This window comes from Bacillus sp. RSS_NA_20, from assembly GCF_020165915.1.
In the GTDB taxonomy this organism is placed as follows: Bacteria; Bacillota; Bacilli; order Bacillales; family Bacillaceae; genus Bacillus; species Bacillus altitudinis.
The window spans coordinates 927,812-946,289 of the sequence record NZ_JAIUKW010000003.1 but is presented as its reverse complement, the minus strand read 5'-3'; the positions used below and the strand labels follow the sequence as shown (position 1 = coordinate 946,289).

The window sequence follows — 18,478 nt, the reverse complement described above, 5'->3', positions numbered from 1 at the left end:
TGATTTTTTATGTTTTATGTTGTTTGTTGATGAGGGGGAATAGAAGTGGCTCAAAAGGAATTAAAGAGAGGGTTAAGTGCTCGTCATATTCAAATGATTGCGCTTGGCGGCACAATTGGTGTTGGCTTATTTATGGGGTCAGCTAAAGCCATTCAATGGACAGGTCCATCGGTTCTTCTAGCGTACGCAGTGTGTGGTATTTTTATCTTTTTTATTATGCGTGCGATGGGAGAAATGTTGTATCTTGAACCGAGTACGGGATCGTTTGCTACATTTGGGCATCAATATATTCATCCGCTTGCGGGGTATATGACAGCTTGGAGTAACTGGTTCCAGTGGGTCATTGTTGGAATGTCTGAGATTATCGCCGTAGGTGCTTATATGAAATATTGGTTCCCGGAGTTACCGGCGTGGATTCCCGGATTAATCGCCATGATCATTTTAGGTGCGGCCAACTTGATTTCGGTTAAGTCATTCGGTGAGTTTGAATTCTGGTTTGCGATGATCAAGATTGTGACGATTATTTTAATGATCATTGCAGGTTTAGGCATTATTTTCTTTGGGTTTGGCAATGGTGGAACAGCGATTGGTTTGTCTAACCTTTGGGCGCACGGCGGGTTCTTTACAGGTGGATTTAGCGGTTTCTTGTTTGCATTGTCCCTAGTGATTGCTGCCTATCAAGGGGTAGAGCTCATTGGGATTACTGCAGGTGAGGCGCAAAATCCGCAAAAGACGCTGACAAATGCCATCAAAAGCATCATCTGGCGTATTTTGATTTTCTATATCGGTGCGATCTTTGTCATCGTAACGGTGTATCCGTGGGATCAGCTGAATACGCTCGGCAGTCCATTTGTGGCGACGTTTGCGAAAATTGGAATTACGGCAGCAGCAGGTATTATTAACTTTGTTGTCATTACAGCAGCGATGTCCGGCTGTAATAGTGGAATCTTCAGTGCGGGACGTATGCTTTATACATTAGGTGTGAATGGACAGGCACCTGCTTTCTTTACAAAAATTTCGAAGAATGGTGTACCGTATTTTGGGACATTTGCTGTGCTGATTGGTTTAGCGGTTGGGGTGGTCTTAAATTACGTTTCTCCGCCAAACATTTTCGTTTATGTGTATAGTGCGAGTGTCCTTCCTGGTATGGTGCCTTGGTTTGTCATTTTAATTAGTCACATTGGCTTCAGAAAGGCGAAGGGGGCAGCGCTTGATCAGCATCCATTCAAGATGCCGCTAGCACCAGTTTCTAATTATCTTACGATTGGCTTCTTATTGATGGTTCTTGTGTTTATGCTCATTAATCAGGATACGCGTATTTCTCTTATTGTGGGGATTGTTTTCTTGATTGTTGTAGCGCTTAGCTTCTTCATATTTGGGATTGGAAAGAGAAAACCGATCCAAGCTGCTCCATCTAATCAAACGGTGGAATAATCAAAAGCCTTGCGGAATGGACCCGCAAGGCTTTTGTCGTTTACAGAGAAGCTTTGACACGCTGAAAGACATCTGGAAAGTTGGTGAAAAGACCGGTGACTCCGTATTGCAGAAGACGTGTCATGTCTGCTTCGCTGTTTACCGTATATGGGTGAAGGAGGAGTCCGTGGCTTCTGACCTGCTGTACATTTTCAAGTGTCAACGCTCTAAAATTCGGTCCGACCCCAACTGCATACGATTTGATGAAGTCGAGCTGATCATCTGTAATAGACGTCATTTGTGCTCTATCTAATAGCTGTACTTTTGGAAGCCGAGGGGCGAGTTTCTGCATTTTTAATAGACTTTCTTGGCTGAAAGATTGGATGATGACCTGCCCTTTTCTCGTATGTTTTCCAAGAAGATGATGTTTCTTTAAGACGGCCAATAGCTTTTCTTCCATTTGCGGATAGATGTCTGGTTTTTTGGTTTCAATATAATAATTTTCTCGTTTACCGAAGTAGCGTAATACCTCATCTAATGTGAGGACTTGCTGTCCAATAAAGTGGGCATTTTGTTTGTCGGGGTTGGCTTCGTTAAACCATGCACCGGCATCGAGCTGTTTGATTTCGGCAAGTGTGAGGTCTTTGACCCATCCTGTTCCGTTTGTCGTCCGGTCAACCGTTTCATCGTGCATGACGATGAGGTGTCCATCCTTTGTCATTTGAAGGTCTAGTTCGAGGTAATCTGCATTCATCTTTGTGGCGAGCTTGTAGGAAGCTAGGGTATGCTCTGGGGCATACCCTGATGCTCCGCGGTGTGCAACGGTTAAAATGCGATCTGGAGATAAAAGATGTTCATGTGCCGATATGGTGGTCGGCACCCAACCAAAAGACAGTAAAGCAAAAGAGAGTAACACGAAAGCAAGTAATCTACTTTTCTTCATATTTTATCCTCCTTTTACGGTAACTGCCTCCATCATAAGAAATAGATGTAAAGGGCATGTTGGGCGGAGATGAATCTTTTATGTGATTTTCATTAAGCTTGCTCTACGCGCTTTCCTGTATTCCATGTCATGGCGAGGAACACAATCGCAAGGATACAAGAACCAACTAGTAAAATGAAACCTCCTGTCCAGTCATAGTGATCGACGACGACACCCATCATGGCATTAGCAAAAGCAGAGCCACCAATATATCCAAAGAATCCTGTCAGCCCGGCAGCAGTGCCAGCGGCTTTTTTCGGAGCGAGATCAATGGCTTGCAGTCCAATGAGCATGACGGGTCCGTAAATTAAAAACCCGATGCTGATGAGGGCAATGTTATCAACCATTGGATTGCCAGCAGGGTTTAACCAGTACACAAGAACCGCAATTAATACGCCAATCATAAAGAGGACGCCAGCAGGTGCGCGGCGGCTTCTAAAGAAGCGGTCACTAATCCACCCGCACAATAATGTACCAGGGATGCCTGCATATTCATAAAGGAAATAAGACCAGCGTGAATGCTCTGGTGAGAATCCTTTTGCTTCTGTTAAATAGGTAGGTGCCCAGTCTACGACCCCATAACGGACAAAGTACACAAAGACGTTGGCAATGGCGATATACCAAAGGAATTTGTTGTTGAGTACATATTTAAACAAAATCTCTTTTACGGTTAATTCTTTTTCTTGATCTTCATATTGTTGTGCCGGATAGTCATTTCGGTATTCTTCAATTGGCGGAAGACCAGCGGATTGCGGGGTGTCCCGTACGAGAAGAATGATGACGAAGGAGACGATAATGGCAATGATGGCAGGGAAGAAAAAGATACTTTTCCACGTCGCAAACAAAACAATTCCTAATGTAATAAGCGGTGCAAGAATCCCCCCGCCGATATTGTGAGCGACGTTCCAAATGGACATTTTCGTTCCACGTTCACTCACCGAAAACCAATGTGCCATCGTTCGTCCGCATGGCGGCCACCCCATTCCTTGAAACCAGCCGTTTAAGAACATGAATAAAAACATGATCCATACACTGGATGTCACCCATGGAAATGAGACAAATAGAATATTGATAAGAGCTGATAGAAAAAGTCCAGCGGCTAAAAAGTATCTTGGGTTACACCGGTCTGAGATCATCCCCATAATGAATTTACTAAAGCCATAAGCGATAGAAACAGCCGCCAGTACAAAGCCTAATTCACTTTTTGTGAACCCCTCTTCCTGTAAATAAGGGATGGCAAATGCGAAATTTTTGCGCAGCAAATAGTAGCCCGCATATCCGATAAAGATTCCCAAAAAGACTTGCAGCCGCAGCCGTTTATAGGTTTCGTCTGTTTTGGCATCATCGAGCCTGTCGATATGCGGAGCTGGTTTAAACCATTTGAACATAAACATCCTCCTCTTGTAGATATGACTAAAACAAAAGTACGAGATCTGTCTTTGATCTTGTACTTTTTCAGAGACAAAAGAATTGATAACGCTTTCTTTTGTACTCCCATCATATCGGATGGAGAAGATGTTTATGATGAGGCTTTTGTCATTATTTTGGAAAAACAGTTCATGAAGTGATGAAAAAAATCCGCACAATGGCGGATTTTTAATAGTGGTTAAATCGATACATCAATTTTGGCAGATTTCTTTAGTTGATCAATTTCTTTTTGTACTTCTTTTTGCTTTTCTTGAGATTCTAACTGCTTCTTGATTTGTGATTTGACGTCTTTGAAATCAGGTGCTTTTTGTTTTTGTTTTTTCATTTGTTCGGCGTATTGGTCATAGTACGCTTTGACGTCTTTTTCAGACACAGAGGCTGATTTAATTTCTTTGTCGACATATTGGCTGTATTTGATGCTGTCGGCAATATCACTTTTCAGCTGATCCATTGTCAGTCCGCTCTTTTTGAGTGCTTCTTCAAATTGAGCATTGTCTTTAAATTGTTTCTTTTCTTCTTTTAGCTGCTTATCGACTTGCTTGTCAGAGGCTTTATAGCCCTTCTTCTCAGCATCTTGCAGGATGAGCTCTTGACCTACTAGCGCATCAATGGTTTGCTTCTTGACTGCTTTTGCGCCTTCTTTAGATGTTGGGTCTTGTCCAGACTGCTGAAGTTGACCTTGAATGGTTGATAGGGCGCTATTGTATTCACTTCCTGTGATTTTATCTTTGTTGACGGTCGCAACGACCTTTTGATCATCAATTTTTTGTGCGTCTAATTTCTTTTGCATCTCTTCCATTTGCTTTTGCTGCTCTTTTTGGTCAGCCTGTGTTGTTTCCTTGCTGTTGGCTGAATCGTTTTGCTTATCCTGTTTCGCATCGTTTGATGAGCAGGCTGCAAGCCCCACTGATAACAGACAAGCAATGAGTGTATATGATACTTTTTTCAATTATTTTCTCTCCCTTCGGTATGAGAACATCTAGTGCGCATTCTAACCGTTTTAGAGGAAAAATAAAACCGTATAGACGAATTGTTAGCGGATTGACATGTTTTTTATCTGTTTGTCCTCATTTTGTCTTCTCATAGTCATCATATGACAGCTCAAGTTTGGAATAATTGTTCCATCGCTTCGTCGAGATTGGTGATCGGCTGGCGGCAGCTGTAGTTTTCACAAATATAGACCGTCGTGCTGTCGTTGATCGTTTTGTAATCTTTTGCAAAAGGTGCGAGCCTTGCTAATTCTTGCCCTGTTTCGGCAGTTAAAATGAGATCAAATGGCATGAATCGTTTTTGCAATGCTTGTAGAAGCTGTTCTTTTTGCGGATCGCCCTTTTTCCCGAGAATAATGATTTCTCGTTTGACGGCATATTGGCTTAATAGTCCTTGTAAAAAGGCGGTATGTCCGCTTGGATAGGAAGAGACATCGACGTAAAAGGCGCTGAACATCTTCTCTAGTGTTTCGATCCAGTCTTGACGTCCGATCATTCTGCTAAGTTTCAGAAGCTGTTGGAGTGCAGTACTGTTACCAGACGGCATGGCCCCGTCGTATACTTCTTTTTCACGAACAATAAGCGCTTCTGCATCTGAGCCTGAGAAGAAAAAGCCCCCGATTTGCTCATCCCAAAACAGTTCAAACATATTTTCAGCAATGGCTCTGGCTTTTGTCAGCCAATCTAGGTCAAAGGTCGCTTCGTATAAAGACATATACGCTGTGAGCATGTGCGCATAATCTTCGATAAAGCCTAGATGCTTCACGTCCCCTTCCCTGTAGCGGACCATGAGCCGTTCCTGCTGGACGAGGTGTGTTTCTAGAAAAGACATTGCCTGTTTTGCCATGCGGATGGCTTCTTCTACATGAAAGACACTCCCTGCTTTGGCAAGTGCGGAAATCATCAGCGCATTCCACGAGGTGAGTACTTTGTCATCGATTAGCGGTGCAGGCCGCTGCTGTCTTACAGTGAGTAAGATGTGTCGAGCGGATTGCAGTTTGGAATGAAGGGTTTTGTCGTCGATTGAATATGCTGCCTTGATGTCATCAAATGAGGTGGAAATGGTATGAGGGATGTTCTGTCCTTCAAAATTTCCTTCCTCTGTGATGTGGTAGACCGCACAAAATAAAGTGCCGAGGTCATCGCCTAAATGGGTCATGATCTCCTCTTTTGTCCAAACGTAATATTGCCCTTCCTTTCCTTCTGAATCGGCATCGATTGCCGAATAAAAAGAGCCGTCACGATTCATCATGTCTCGTTTGATAAATTGAATGAGGTCTTGGACAAGCTTTTCGTACTCATGATGTTGAGTGATTTGATAGGCTTCGGTGTAGGCATCTATCAGCAAGGCGTTATCATACAGCATCTTTTCAAAATGCGGCACAAGCCATTTTTCATCGGTTGAATATCGAGTAAATCCAGAACCAATATGATCATAAATACCGCCGTTTGCCATACCGTTTAACGTTTTTGTGACAGCATATAACGCATTTTCTTGCCCTGTCCATTCAAAATAACGCATGAGAAACGTGAGCATATGAGGCGCAGGAAATTTAGGCGCAGAACCGAAGCCGCCATACAGCGTATCAAAGCTGCTCATGAGCTGATAATAGGCTTTGTGAATCGACTCCTGAGTGAGCGTATTTTCTGTCTGCCCTGCTGCCTTGATCCGTAAATTATTTGTTGCCTTTTCTGCCAATGATTCAATATGATCTCGGTCGTTGTGATACGCATCCAACAATTGCGTCAGTGCTTCAATGAAGCCAGGACGGCCGTAAGCACTTCTTTTTGGAAAATAAGTCCCCGCATAAAACGGCTTTTGATCAGGCGTGACAAACACGTTGAGCGGCCAGCCTCCTTGCCCAGTCATCATCTGACAAACGGACATATACATCGAGTCAATGTCTGGACGCTCCTCACGATCGACTTTGATTGAAATGAAATGCTCGTTTAGGATGTCAGCGACTTGTTGATCTTCAAAGCTTTCGTGTGCCATGACGTGGCACCAGTGGCAAGTGGCATAGCCGATGCTTACCAGCAAAGGCTTGTTTTCTTTTTTTGCTTTATCAAATGCTTCTTTTCCCCATGGATACCAGTTAACTGGGTTATGGGAGTGTTGGAGAAGGTATGGAGATTTTTCAGTGATTAATCTGTTGGGTTTATTGTTAGTAGACATGGAATCTCCTCCTTTCATATTTGTTTATCAAATCTTTTTGAGTGTAAAGGGTGATGGGCTTAAGGAATTTCATTTGAATTTAGATAGTACTACTTCAAAAAAGTTACGTAGGATAATAACCGATAGTTCTTTATTTTGAAACTGAGCAAAAATCAAAAAACTATAATTAGGTCAAAGATTTATAGGGACTGCTGTGGAAATTTTAACTTTCGATAGATTTGTTTTCAATTCTTTTATTCACTTCATTAATTATGAAAACCTATATTAACGCCTTTTAAATGGAATTTATTACTATATTCATCTTGTGTGTATTTAATCATTAATAACAAGCTGTTATAATAGCTTTGTGTTTTTATGAAAATATGTGTTAAAAGTGGTGTTGGAAATAAATATATACTATTCATTCTAGTAATCTCTTCGTTTGGTGGAGAAGCACTTTTAGCACATTTAATTTCAATAGGTCTAGCGGTGACTATTACAGGAGTTACTTATGTTGCATAATCTGAGTTTAAGAAGCATGAAAGAACATACATTCAAAAAATCTAAAAAATGGGTATATGAGAAGGTGTAGATATGTTAGTTATTGATCAAAATCCAAAAGGTGAGCAGTACTCCAAATTAATTGATTTGGCTTTCGAAATTTGTGATGAGTTTCATTTAGTTTTAAGAAAAGATATGGGATCTTTAAAATCTTTTGATCCCTTCCTAAAAAAACTTGAAAGTTCATTGAAAGAGATGAAAGAACAATCAGAATGGGCTAGCACAATGCTATTTAACAATACAGCAAAAGTTTATTACTATTATACAGATGAAAATGCGAAGAGTATTCTAAAAGAATTCGCAAATTCTTTATATGATTGGGAGCAACCAAATTTACCAGAAGACTTGTCCTTCTTCAAAAATGGAGAAGAATGGCTGGTTACATCTTCTCATGAAGAAGAAAGTTATATAGATACGGAAAATGATACAGAGATACAAAGGATATTAAGTATACCAGAATTAAAAGTACATATGGAAAAATGGGATTAAGGCTATTTAGTATTCAATAATAGTGTATTGATATAAAAGGAAGGAGGCTAATAAGATAGTTTCCTTACTTTTAAAATGTTATGGGCGTTCTCATTTATTTCTTAATTAAGATGTATTGTTTGTGTTCCAATAGAAGATTTGAACTTTAAATGTTTCCCAAATTGTTGAGTCTTGAAATTAATAACTAAATCCAAACTCTCATCCTTATCTTCATCCTCAAAACCGTCTAAACAGGAATATAATTAATATATCAGATAGCTGAGGTCCGTGATCAATTGTCTGTGAGTTATTCCCATCATGAAAAATCAAGGGCTATAAACCCTTGATCAATTCATTGTATTCTTTTCACTACTTCAATCGTAATGTTTTAACAAGATGGCTGAATTATGTCCTCCAAAACCAAAAGAATTGGATAGCCCATATTTCAATGGAAGCTGTCTCGCTTCTAATACAACATCTAAATTGCAATCTGGATCTTGTTTCTCTACATTAATAGTTGGCGGAATCATTCCTCGTCTCAAACTTTCCACTAAAGCAATCGCTTCTACTCCGCCTGCAGCACCAAACATGTGCCCAGTCATTGACTTGTTCGCAGTTGTTGGAATTTCACCTGAACGATCACCAAATAATTTCTTAATGGCTAGAACTTCTGAACGATCACCTACTTGTGTACTTGTTGCATGAGCACTAATAACATCGATTTCACTTGTTGATATATCTGCACTTCTCAATGCTTTCTTCATGGCTAAGTAGGCACCCCTACCTTCTGGGTGTGAAGCGACCATATGATGTGCATCTGAACTAGCCCCGTATCCCACCACTTCACATAATATCGGCGCATCTCTAAGAATTGCGTTGTCTAATGATTCTAATACTAAGATACCTGCGCCTTCACTCATAACAAAGCCATCTCTATCTGAATCGAATGGACGGCTGGCTCGACTTGGGTCTTGGTTTCTAGTAGACAGTGCATGTGCGTTTCCAAAACTAGCCAAAGATATCTGGTTGACGGCAGCTTCTGCTCCACCGGCAAATATAATATCTGCTTCATCGTTTCGGATCGCATTGAAAGCTTCACCAATAGAAGTGTTCCCAATAGAACAAGCTGTGACCGGTGACAATGATGGCCCTTGTGCGCCTAATTTAATACTGATTTGGGCCGCAGCTGCATTTGAAATCATCATGGGGACAAGGCTAGGGCTTACTCTCGAGGGACCTCGTTTATCTAATACATTCACCTGATCAACAAGCGATTGTATGCCCCCGATTCCTGATCCAACATATACGCCTAAACGTTCAAGATCTACTTGATCTAACTGTAATTGTGAATGTTCTAATGCTTGTTCGGCTGCTGCTAAGGCAAACTGACTAAAACGATCTAATCGTTTTGCTTCTTTTCTCCCTAATATTTCATCTGCATCGAAATCACGAACGATTCCAGCTATTTTTGTTTTATAATCAGTCGTATCAAAAGAATCAATGAGAGATATTCCCGATTGTCCTTTAATGAGTTGATTCCAAAAGCTATCTATATCATTTCCAAGTGGAGAAATAACTCCCATTCCAGTAATGACAACTCTTTTCATGATCATTCCCTCCTTGTTTTTATTAACTTTAGCCATTGTGTTATCCTATTACAAGTTGTTGTTTATCCTAGTATAATGAATAATATTTTAAAAGGAGACCTTAATGAAACCTGAAACAAGACTTCAAGCATTATCAGAATTTCTAAAGAACCAACGTTCAAAAATCACGCCTCAAATGGTTGGTTTACCTGTAGGAACCCGCAGAAGAACACCAGGACTCAGAAGAGAAGAAGTAGCTCAACTAGCGGGTGTGAGTCTTACTTGGTATACATGGTTAGAGCAAGGGAGAGATATAAAAGTATCTACTTCGGTATTAGATGCTATTTCTAGTGCATTACAATTAAATAACGATGAAAGGAGATATTTGTACGCTTTAGCGTTAGAGGAAGGTGTGAAACAATCCTATATCATTGAGAATGAGAAGGAAATCAGTCCGGCTTTAGTGAAAATTTTGCAGGAACTTCGTTATTGCCCAACGATTATATCTGATAGAAGAAGTCAGATTGTTGGGTGGAATCAAGCAGCAGCTAATGTATTTTTGGACTTTGAACAAATCATCCCGGCAGAAAGGAATATCATACGCTTACTATTCGCAAGAAAGGAATTTAAAAGTTTAGCCGTGAATTGGGAGCATTTTGTAAGAGGATATATCGCCATATTTAGAACGTATTATGGACAGTATGTGGCGGATGACTGGTATGAGCAATTTATAGAAGAAATGGAGCAGGCATATCCTGAGTTTCGTAAAATATGGAATGAAAATGAGATCAGTTATGCACCTGAAGTATTAATTGAATTTCGTCATGCCAAGGTAGGGAAAATGTTGTTTAATCTCACTTCATTACAAGTGTATGGGGATACTGATTTAAGATGCAGTGTCTATACTCCAGTTGAGGATACTGAAACGGAGCTTAAGTTGAAACGTTTAATTGAAGGGTAGGTTTCGTTTGGATGAAGTTATTATGGCCATTAAATATAAAAGAGATCCAATGCAGTCAGTGAGAAGTGGGCATAACCGATGCTGATGAGCACGGGTTTATTTTCACGTTTGGCTTTGTCAAAGGGCTGCTCCCACGGTTATCAGTGAACTGTTTGTGAGCGTGTTGAAGGAAGTATGTTGAATTTTCATTGATGAGTGGATTGGGATTAGTTGTTTGGTATGGGTCACCTTCTTTCTGATTATTATTTTATTCCAAGAAAGAGTTGGTAAACGTTCACTCAAAATAAACGTAAAATTTTACTATTAAAAAAAGAGCCATTTATATTTTGAAGCATGTCAAAATTATAGATGCATAATCAGATTTGATAAATTAACAATAGGCTTTAATACTCAAGAACAAAAAACAATTTACATTATAAACTGGTATCTATTTTTCATGAGATATCATCTGGATATCCATATGGATTAGAGATTGCAGAGAACCACCAATCCGATTTTGAACCAAGTTTTTGACCTATTTGTGTAAATAATTCGTTCGATTTATTTTTTGCATTATAATAGTTATCTATTGTGAAATTTTTTTTGAATTGGTGATTAAGCCTAATAATTTTTTTGAAATAAACATATCCTAAACCTCTAACTTCAAAATAATGTTTTATAAGTAACTCTTGTGCATTAAAATGATCTGTATGCCCTAAAAGTTCATATAGTTGAGTAAACATAAGGGGTCCTTGTATGTACTTGTCTACTTTATAAGAATTAATTTTAAGTTTTTTGCAAAGCTGAACATAGTCTAATAACAATGTATTGCAAAGAGCTATCTCTTTATCAATTGTCTTTTTATAGATAGTATCTGGTTCTTTATTAATCAGATTGAAATAATCCATGATTAATTCTGGTTTTGCATACTGTAAATTAGAACCTATTTTTTCTAATATCATTCTGAAAATCTTTTTTGGATTCTTTGATTGCAACCATAATAACTCTAATGGTTTTATCTCAATATTTCTAGCATGTACAAACTCCCCAATTATATAGTTCTCTATTTCAAATATTACAGGAGAGTATAAATTCTGAAGAGATTCTTTATGATATTTTATATCTTCCCTTTTTCGGGAGAAATGATGTGAAAATAATTGGGCTGTAGAAGCAGCGCCAAATCCAGCAAAGATTGTTATAATTGTTTTAAGATCTAATTGTTCAAAAAAATTATCCACAACATCACCTATTTTTTGTTAATTATTTCGGTTCCTTTTTGGATAGAAAAAGTTATTTACATATTAGCAATCATCAGATGCCTTTTACGACTCTTCATTTTGTCGCAACTTTTATTAACCCTATCAAAGTAAAATTATACCATAAAAGCGTATTTTAACTACCCATTTTCTATATTATAGAGTAATAACGTGAACCAAATCTCATTTTTATTTCATATAGTGTGTTTCGCTCTTTATTCTATTTATAAGGTGAATATATACTCTATGAAAGAAGCTAGTGCGTAATGAGTAGAGTTGCTGGGATAATTATCTCATTAGCCTTTTATACTAATTCATCATGTTTGACTAAATACCTATCAGGGTATACTATCTGATCATAGGGAAAAGAGAAAGGAGTGTTAAACGTGGAATATAATCAGCAGATGAAGAATCGTCTTCGCCGGATTGAAGGACAGATTAAAGGGGTTCTTGCGATGATGGAGCAGGGAAAGGATTGCCGCGAGGTGGTAACACAGCTATCTGCATCACGCAATGCCATTGATCGTGCAATGGGTGTGATTGTGAGTACAAACCTTGAACAATGTGTCCGTGAAAGTCTTGAGCAGGGCAAGGATACAGAGGGGCTTGTCAAAGAAGCGGTTGAGCTCTTGGTGAAAAGCCGGTAAGAAATTCCTCAGCCTTTGGAGGTTGACGAATTTTTTTACTTGTTATAATATACCCTTACCGGTATGTGTATATATTTTTTGCTTTTTGTATACCCCTGTGGGTAATTGGTATAAGGAGGAGCATGATGGAAGAACAAAAGAAACGAACGACGATTGTTTTATTTAGTGGAGATTATGATAAAGCGATGGCCGCTTATATTATTGCAAATGGCGCAGCAGCTTATGATCACGAGGTGACTATTTTTCATACTTTTTGGGGGCTGAATGCCTTGCGTAAGGAAGAGATGGTGCCACTGAAGAAGGGATTTTTAGAAACAATGTTTGGCAAAATGATGCCGCGTGGCGCTGATCGAATGGGGCTGTCAAAGATGAATTTTGCAGGAATGGGACCGAAGATGATCAAGCATGTGATCAATAAACACAATGCCATGACCCTGCCGCAGCTCATTGATATGGCAAAGGAACAAGAGATCAACCTCGTGGCATGTACGATGACGATGGATCTCTTAGGGCTGCAGGAGAATGAATTATTAGCAGACATTCAATATGCCGGTGTGGCAGCGTATTTAGCAGAGGCAGAAATCGGGAATGTGAACTTATTTATCTAGGGGGGTGTCCATACATGATTCAAATGCTTTTGCTCATTATTGTGATCGCTTTGCTTGTGAGCCGTTTTCTTCCCGTACGGGGTGTGAAACAAATGGACGCAGCTCATCTGAAACCTAAATTGCATAGTCGGCATCAACAGCTGATAGACGTGCGATCACCTTTAGAGTTTCAAACAAATCATATAAAAGGCTTTCAAAATATCCCCTTACCACAGTTAAGGAATCGAGCACATGAGCTTGAGAAAGACAAAGAAGTGTATGTGATCTGCCAAAGCGGGATGAGAAGTATGCAGGCGGCTAAATTGTTAAAAAAACAGGGATTTACCCACATTACGAATATCAAGGGTGGCATGAATACTTGGCGATTATAGGTATAAATAGGCTTTAAAATATACCCCCACCCCTATAAAAGGAGGAAAAACAATGCAGCAACCAACAGCAATTCTAGATGCAAAAGGATTGGCATGCCCAATGCCCATTGTCAAAACGAAAAAACAAATGAATGAGCTCTTGCCAGGAGATGTGCTTGAAGTGCAAGCAACCGATAAAGGGTCTACAGCGGATTTAGCAGCTTGGTCAAAAAGCGCCGGTCATGAATTTTTAGGAACAAAAGTAGAAGGACAGGTGCTTCATCATTTGATTCGTAAAGGCGGAGCGAAACAGGAGGAGGAGCAGTCAATGATTTCGGAAATGTCGTTGAACATGTTTCAACAGAAGGTAAAAGGAGATCAGTCATTGTTTATTTTAGATGTACGAGAGCCGGATGAATATGAAGCGGGTCATATTCCAGGAGCTGTTCACATCCCTCTCGGTGAGGTGGAACACCGTGCTGAAGAATTGAACCGAGAGATGCTCATTTACCTCATCTGTCATTCAGGCAGAAGAAGTGAATTAGCCGCACAAAAGTTAAAAGAAAAAGGATTTCATCAATTGATCAATGTAGTGCCAGGCATGAACAGCTGGACAGGAGAGATTGAAAAATAGGAGCTGAATGAACCAATGACTGTAAAAGCAATGACAGCAGAACAGTTAACAAAAAAGATCATCAACAAAGAGCCGATCTTTTTGTTGGATGTACGAAACGAATCAGATGTGCAGGACTGGAAAATTGAAGGGAAAGCCGTTGAATATTTAAATGTGCCTTACTTTGAGCTTCTTGATGGCGTAGAGGATATGGTGGAGAACATACCGGATGACCTAGATGTACTGGTCGTTTGTGCGAAAGAAGGCTCCTCTATTATGGTGGCAGAGATGCTGTCAGAGGCAGGCAGAACGGTCCATTATTTGCAAGGCGGCATGAAGGCATGGAGTGAGCATTTAGAGCCAGTGAAGATCGGTGATTTAACTGGTGGTGGAGAGTTGTACCAATTTGTGCGAATGGGCAAGGGGTGCTTGTCCTATATGATCATGTCGAATGGGGAAGCTGCGATTATTGATGCGGCTAGAATGACGGAGGTCTATACGCAATTTGCTAAAAAACATCAAGTCACGGTGACGCATGTGTTTGATACGCACCTTCATGCGGACCATATATCTGGCGGGAAAAAGCTGTCTGAACAGACTGGTGCTATCTATTGGCTACCGCCAAAAGACGCCGAAGAGGTGACATTTGATTACAATCACCTTGAAGAAGGACAGCGTGTGACGATTGGAGCGACGGAGATTGAGATTCATGCCCTTTATTCACCGGGCCATACGATTGGTTCAACCTCTTTTATCGTAGACGGCCGTTATCTCCTTTCAGGTGATATTTTGTTCATTGATTCGATCGGAAGACCTGACCTAGCCGGTATGGCGGAGGACTGGGTAGGTGATTTGAGAGAAACCCTTTATACACGATATACGGCGCTTTCGGCAGAATTGATTGTGCTGCCTGCACATTTTATGATCGTGGATGAGCTTAATGAAGACGGAAGCGTTTGGAAGGCGCTAGGCGCTTTGTTTGAAGAAAATCACGGGCTGAACATTGAAGATGAAGACGTATTTAGACAAATGGTCACGCAGCATCTACCTGCACAGCCAAACGCTTATCAAGACATTCGGTCTACCAATATGGGGAAGCTGCATCCAGACGAGGAAGCGCAGCGAGACATGGAAATTGGTCCAAACCGTTGTGCGATTCGATAATGTTCAATAAAATAAAGAAGCGAGGGATGATCAGATGACATCAGATCACATTTTAGACGTAACCGGGCTTGCATGCCCAATGCCGATTATTCGGACGAAGAAAAAAATGAACGACTTGGCAGAAGGCCAAGTATTAGAAATACATGCAACAGATAAAGGGGCCAAAGCTGATTTGGCTGCATGGGCTAAGTCAAGCGGACATGAATTGATCACGCAGACGGATGAAGGACATGTGCTGAAGTTTTGGGTGAGAAAAGGGTCCTAAAGAGGAGAGGGGTATCTATGAGGGAGCCCCTTTTCCTTTTGCAAAGGAGGAGACCAGCGTGGATTTTGCATTTTTTATTACTTTATTTATCATCGGATTTATTGGTTCCTTCTTATCAGGAATGGTTGGAATAGGAGGATCGGTGATCAACTATCCCATGCTGCTTTATATCCCGCCTCTTGTCGGAGTGATGGCATTATCGGCACACGAGGTTTCAGGGATTGGTGCCATTCAAGTCCTATTTTCGACACTCGGCGGTGTGCTGGCGTATCGAAAAAGCGGATTTTTACATCGACCATTAATTTTATATATGGGGAGCAGTATATTGGCAGGGAGTTTATTAGGCAGCTATTTATCACATTTCCTTCCAGAGAAAGGCATCAATGTAGTCTATGGTCTGCTTGCCATTGTCGCTGTTATTTTAATGCTTGTTCCGAAAAAAGGTCAGCAGGCAGAAGCGGATGGAGAGGTGACCTTTCATAAAGGACTGGCGGCTGGTATTGCCTTTGTGATCGGAAGTGTATCGGGTGTATTAGGTGCAGGCGGTGCCTTTATTTTAGTGCCGGTGATGCTATCGATTCTCAAAATCCCTGTGCGGATGACGATTGCGTCGTCTCTGGCGATTACGTTTCTCTCCGCGATCGGCGCATCGGCTGGGAAAGTGCTGACTGGTCAAGTCATGTTCTTGCCTGCGCTTATCTTAATGGTAGCCAGTTTGATGGCCGCGCCGATTGGGGCGAAAATTGGCCAGAAAATCAATGCCGTTTATTTGCAATGGGCGCTTGCCGTGATGATTACAGCCACAGCGATCAAAATCTGGGTGGATTTATTATAAGAAAAAGACCAACAACTGAGAGCAAGGGCTCTTTTCCATGTGTTGGTCTTTTTTATTTCATGCCATCGTGCTCGATATACGTTTCAAGTGCAGGGTGGTACTCTTTTTGATAATGAAGATTGGGGCATGTTTTCACGACTTTGCCTTGCAAGGCATTGGACTTCGAGACATCTAATGCTGTTTTACATTTTGGACAACGTTCGTTAAATATTGAGAGCCAGCGCTTCATAGATCACCACTCCAGTTAAAGTCTTAAAAGCCGATTATATTAATATGAATTATAGGGGATTGTGTGAAGGAGGTCAATGGATATTTGGCTCTTTTTAACAAAAAAAAGCATCGTATAAGATGCTTCAGCGTATAGACAAACCCTCGCATTCTTTGTCATCCCTGCATGCTGGCGCTCATGATTTTTAATTTCGCTTCGCAAGAGTCCAAAGGCTTTCCGTCACGCTGAAAAGAAGACAAGGGCTAAAATAAAGTTCATTTTAGCCCTTGTCAACAATTTGAAGTATGATTAATAGGCTTTCGCCCAGAACACCATATCAGATGCAGGTTTTCCGCAGCAGACACATGTGTCAGAAACGGATTCTTGTTCAAACGGGATACAGCGTGATGTCGCCCCTGTTCTCTCTTTGATGTCGTTTTCGCAGTCTTCATCACCGCACCACATGGCTTTGATCAACCTGTTTTCTTCGGCAAGAAGCTGCTCGATGTCTTCGATTGTGTGGGCGTTTGATGTTTTTTCATGTAATCGTTCTTTTGCTTTTTCGTACATCGTCTGCTGAATGTCTTCAAGCGTGGACGTGATGGTTTGTTCAAGTGCATCTAATGTGACGGCTTGCTTTTCACCTGTGTCTCGTCTTGCGAGCATGACCTGGCCTTTTTCCATATCCTTTGGTCCTACTTCTACGCGTAATGGGATGCCCTGCATTTCGCATTCGTTGAATTTCCAGCCAGGCTGTTTATCACTTGCATCGATGTCAGCGCGTGCGATGCGGGCGAGTCGATCCTTTAATTCATAGGCATGATCGAGGACACCTTCTTTATGGGAAGCAATTGGCACAACACGTACTTGGGTTGGCGCAATGTTTGGCGGCAGGACAAGTCCTCTGTCATCGCCATGCACCATGATCATAGCGCCAATGATTCTTGTGGTGAAGCCCCATGATGTTTGCTGGACATGCTCTAATTTTCCTTCTCGATTTAAAAATTCAATGCCAAACGCCTTGGCAAATCCGTTGCCGAAGAAGTGAGAAGTGGCGGTTTGCAGGGCTTTTCCGTCATGCATCAAGCTTTCAACCGTATAGGTGAAGCGAGCGCCAGCGAATTTTTCTTTCTCTGTTTTTCTTCCTTTAATGACAGGGATCGCTAGAAGATCTTCACAAATAGACGCATAGACATGGAGCATTTTTTCTGTTTCTTCAATCGCTTCTCGCTCTGTCTCGTGACAAGTGTGCCCTTCCTGCCAGAGGAATTCAAGGGTTCTAAGGAATGGACGTGTTGTCTTTTCCCAGCGGACGACATTGGCCCATTGGTTATATAGCTTTGGTAAATCACGATAGGAGTGAATGATGTTTTTATAATGCTCGGCGAACAGCACTTCAGAGGTTGGTCTGACGCAGAGTCTTTCTTGTAATTCCGAATCACCGCCATGTGTCACCCACGCCACTTCAGGAGCAAAGCCTTCGATATGATCCTTTTCTTGCTGGAGAAGGCTTTCTGGGATAAAGAGCGGCATATAGACATTCTCGTGACCCGTTTCTTTGATTTGACGATCAAGTTCGTCGCGAATATTCTCCCAAATTTTAAAACCGTATGGCTGAATAATCATACTGCCTCTAACGCTTGAATAATCGACGAGACGCGCTTTTGTGACAACATCTGTATACCACTGGGCAAAGTCGTCTTCCATGCTTGTAATTTTCTCAACAAATTGTTTCTTTGACATCGCTTTTTCCTCCTTTTAAAAAAACAAAAAAGCTGTGCTTTAAGTTAGGGACCATTCCTGGTGGTACCACCCTAATTTAAAGCACAGCTTTACACTCGATCATGATAACGGTATGAACCGCTGTATGAAACAGAACTAAATCGGCAGGTTCACTTGAAGATGTCAGTAGGAACTTCTCAGCACCGTTCCCTCTCTGGTAAAGATCGATTCAAGCTACTATTCCAGATCTACGTTGATTCTTGTTCGTTGATTTTTCATCAGTTTACC

The 18,478-nt window shown here is 40.9% G+C and carries 18 protein-coding genes and 2 pseudogenes; 10 read left to right on the top strand and 10 right to left on the bottom strand.

Translation table 11 applies throughout. The features are described from left to right. The first annotated feature begins 45 nt into the window (after nt 1-45). On the top strand, nt 46-1,434 hold the full coding sequence (locus tag LCD32_RS04780; protein ID WP_035390629.1) for an amino acid permease: 1,389 nt from the start codon (nt 46-48) through the stop codon (nt 1,432-1,434). Nucleotides 1,435-1,474: 40 nt separating this feature from the next. Here the strand turns inward: LCD32_RS04780 and LCD32_RS04775 are convergent, their stop codons facing one another. The 5 genes and pseudogenes from LCD32_RS04775 to LCD32_RS04755 all read right to left on the bottom strand — a co-directional run. After that, the gene (locus LCD32_RS04775; RefSeq protein WP_060780708.1) at nt 1,475-2,356 is read right to left on the bottom strand and encodes a glycerophosphodiester phosphodiesterase; all 882 of its coding nucleotides are present in this window, start codon (nt 2,354-2,356) and stop codon (nt 1,475-1,477) included. A gap of 92 nt (nt 2,357-2,448) precedes the next feature. Beyond that, nucleotides 2,449-3,783 (bottom strand): glycerol-3-phosphate transporter, encoded by a 1,335-nt coding sequence (glpT, locus tag LCD32_RS04770; RefSeq protein ID WP_008343899.1) that lies wholly within the window; start codon nt 3,781-3,783, stop codon nt 2,449-2,451. A 218-nt stretch (nt 3,784-4,001) separates the two neighbouring features. Continuing rightward, nucleotides 4,002-4,772 carry a SurA N-terminal domain-containing protein gene (locus tag LCD32_RS04765; protein ID WP_017358711.1) on the bottom strand — a complete coding sequence of 257 codons (771 nt, stop codon included), beginning with the start codon at nt 4,770-4,772 and terminating at the stop codon, nt 4,002-4,004. A 152-nt stretch (nt 4,773-4,924) separates the two neighbouring features. Continuing rightward, nucleotides 4,925-5,716 carry an AGE family epimerase/isomerase gene (locus tag LCD32_RS04760; protein WP_224563018.1) on the bottom strand — a complete coding sequence of 264 codons (792 nt, stop codon included), beginning with the start codon at nt 5,714-5,716 and terminating at the stop codon, nt 4,925-4,927. A gap of 780 nt (nt 5,717-6,496) precedes the next feature. Then, nucleotides 6,497-6,988 (bottom strand): annotated as a pseudogene (locus LCD32_RS04755) (thioredoxin domain-containing protein); the annotation flags it as partial. A 573-nt stretch (nt 6,989-7,561) separates the two neighbouring features. Between LCD32_RS04755 and LCD32_RS04750 the strand changes: the two are divergent. Then, complete coding sequence (locus LCD32_RS04750) at nt 7,562-8,017, top strand: hypothetical protein (protein WP_048002323.1); 456 nt, start codon at nt 7,562-7,564, stop codon at nt 8,015-8,017. A 353-nt stretch (nt 8,018-8,370) separates the two neighbouring features. On the opposite strand, the gene fabF is transcribed toward LCD32_RS04750, so the two are convergent. Next, on the bottom strand, nt 8,371-9,603 hold the full coding sequence (gene fabF, locus LCD32_RS04745) for a beta-ketoacyl-ACP synthase II (RefSeq protein WP_060780709.1): 1,233 nt from the start codon (nt 9,601-9,603) through the stop codon (nt 8,371-8,373). 103 nt (nt 9,604-9,706) lie between these two features. On the opposite strand from fabF, the gene LCD32_RS04740 reads away from it, so the two are divergent. After that, nucleotides 9,707-10,543 (top strand): helix-turn-helix transcriptional regulator, encoded by an 837-nt coding sequence (locus tag LCD32_RS04740; protein ID WP_008359338.1) that lies wholly within the window; start codon nt 9,707-9,709, stop codon nt 10,541-10,543. Nucleotides 10,544-10,611: 68 nt separating this feature from the next. On the opposite strand, the pseudogene LCD32_RS19340 reads toward LCD32_RS04740, so the two are convergent. Both LCD32_RS19340 and LCD32_RS04735 read right to left on the bottom strand, forming a co-directional pair. Beyond that, nucleotides 10,612-10,736 (bottom strand): annotated as a pseudogene (locus LCD32_RS19340) (DUF255 domain-containing protein); the annotation flags it as partial. 241 nt (nt 10,737-10,977) lie between these two features. Next, a complete protein-coding gene (locus tag LCD32_RS04735) occupies nt 10,978-11,760 on the bottom strand; it encodes a hypothetical protein (RefSeq protein WP_224562944.1) in 783 nt (260 codons plus the stop codon). A gap of 404 nt (nt 11,761-12,164) precedes the next feature. Here LCD32_RS04735 and LCD32_RS04730 point away from each other — a divergent pair, with 404 nt between their 5' ends. From LCD32_RS04730 to LCD32_RS04700, 7 genes are all read left to right on the top strand, one after another. Continuing rightward, nucleotides 12,165-12,425, top strand: a complete 261-nt coding sequence (locus tag LCD32_RS04730) for a metal-sensitive transcriptional regulator (RefSeq protein ID WP_003217059.1) — start codon at nt 12,165-12,167, stop codon at nt 12,423-12,425. A 125-nt stretch (nt 12,426-12,550) separates the two neighbouring features. Then, nucleotides 12,551-13,033 (top strand): DsrE/DsrF/DrsH-like family protein, encoded by a 483-nt coding sequence (locus LCD32_RS04725; protein ID WP_224562940.1) that lies wholly within the window; start codon nt 12,551-12,553, stop codon nt 13,031-13,033. Nucleotides 13,034-13,047: 14 nt separating this feature from the next. Further along, the gene (locus tag LCD32_RS04720) at nt 13,048-13,404 is read left to right on the top strand and encodes a rhodanese-like domain-containing protein (RefSeq protein ID WP_024719145.1); all 357 of its coding nucleotides are present in this window, start codon (nt 13,048-13,050) and stop codon (nt 13,402-13,404) included. A gap of 52 nt (nt 13,405-13,456) precedes the next feature. After that, the gene (locus LCD32_RS04715) at nt 13,457-14,017 is read left to right on the top strand and encodes a sulfurtransferase TusA family protein (RefSeq protein WP_224562936.1); all 561 of its coding nucleotides are present in this window, start codon (nt 13,457-13,459) and stop codon (nt 14,015-14,017) included. A gap of 15 nt (nt 14,018-14,032) precedes the next feature. Continuing rightward, entirely contained in the window at nt 14,033-15,160 is a 1,128-nt protein-coding gene (locus tag LCD32_RS04710) for an MBL fold metallo-hydrolase (protein ID WP_024719147.1), read from the top strand. Between the two features lie 34 nt (nt 15,161-15,194). Further along, complete coding sequence (locus tag LCD32_RS04705) at nt 15,195-15,425, top strand: sulfurtransferase TusA family protein (RefSeq protein WP_008343881.1); 231 nt, start codon at nt 15,195-15,197, stop codon at nt 15,423-15,425. Nucleotides 15,426-15,483: 58 nt separating this feature from the next. Continuing rightward, the gene (locus LCD32_RS04700; RefSeq protein ID WP_041508161.1) at nt 15,484-16,260 is read left to right on the top strand and encodes a sulfite exporter TauE/SafE family protein; all 777 of its coding nucleotides are present in this window, start codon (nt 15,484-15,486) and stop codon (nt 16,258-16,260) included. A 52-nt stretch (nt 16,261-16,312) separates the two neighbouring features. Here the strand turns inward: LCD32_RS04700 and LCD32_RS04695 are convergent, their stop codons facing one another. Then, nucleotides 16,313-16,489, bottom strand: a complete 177-nt coding sequence (locus LCD32_RS04695) for a hypothetical protein (protein ID WP_224562934.1) — start codon at nt 16,487-16,489, stop codon at nt 16,313-16,315. A gap of 288 nt (nt 16,490-16,777) precedes the next feature. Next, nucleotides 16,778-18,211 (bottom strand): proline--tRNA ligase, encoded by a 1,434-nt coding sequence (gene proS / locus LCD32_RS04690; RefSeq protein WP_025206661.1) that lies wholly within the window; start codon nt 18,209-18,211, stop codon nt 16,778-16,780. Nucleotides 18,212-18,478: the final 267 nt, after the last annotated feature.

Coding starts and splice junctions, on each gene's coding strand:
- LCD32_RS04750 (WP_048002323.1), top strand. CDS start 7,562: ATGTTAGTTATTGATCAAAATCCAAAAGGTGAGCAGTACTCCAAATTA.
- LCD32_RS04760 (WP_224563018.1), bottom strand. CDS start 5,716: ATGATTTCCGCACTTGCCAAAGCAGGGAGTGTCTTTCATGTAGAAGAA.
- LCD32_RS04695 (WP_224562934.1), bottom strand. CDS start 16,489: ATGAAGCGCTGGCTCTCAATATTTAACGAACGTTGTCCAAAATGTAAA.
- fabF (WP_060780709.1), bottom strand. CDS start 9,603: ATGAAAAGAGTTGTCATTACTGGAATGGGAGTTATTTCTCCACTTGGA.
- LCD32_RS04715 (WP_224562936.1), top strand. CDS start 13,457: ATGCAGCAACCAACAGCAATTCTAGATGCAAAAGGATTGGCATGCCCA.
- LCD32_RS04725 (WP_224562940.1), top strand. CDS start 12,551: ATGGAAGAACAAAAGAAACGAACGACGATTGTTTTATTTAGTGGAGAT.
- LCD32_RS04720 (WP_024719145.1), top strand. CDS start 13,048: ATGATTCAAATGCTTTTGCTCATTATTGTGATCGCTTTGCTTGTGAGC.
- LCD32_RS04705 (WP_008343881.1), top strand. CDS start 15,195: ATGACATCAGATCACATTTTAGACGTAACCGGGCTTGCATGCCCAATG.
- LCD32_RS04740 (WP_008359338.1), top strand. CDS start 9,707: ATGAAACCTGAAACAAGACTTCAAGCATTATCAGAATTTCTAAAGAAC.
- proS (WP_025206661.1), bottom strand. CDS start 18,211: ATGTCAAAGAAACAATTTGTTGAGAAAATTACAAGCATGGAAGACGAC.
- LCD32_RS04775 (WP_060780708.1), bottom strand. CDS start 2,356: ATGAAGAAAAGTAGATTACTTGCTTTCGTGTTACTCTCTTTTGCTTTA.
- glpT (WP_008343899.1), bottom strand. CDS start 3,783: ATGTTCAAATGGTTTAAACCAGCTCCGCATATCGACAGGCTCGATGAT.
- LCD32_RS04710 (WP_024719147.1), top strand. CDS start 14,033: ATGACTGTAAAAGCAATGACAGCAGAACAGTTAACAAAAAAGATCATC.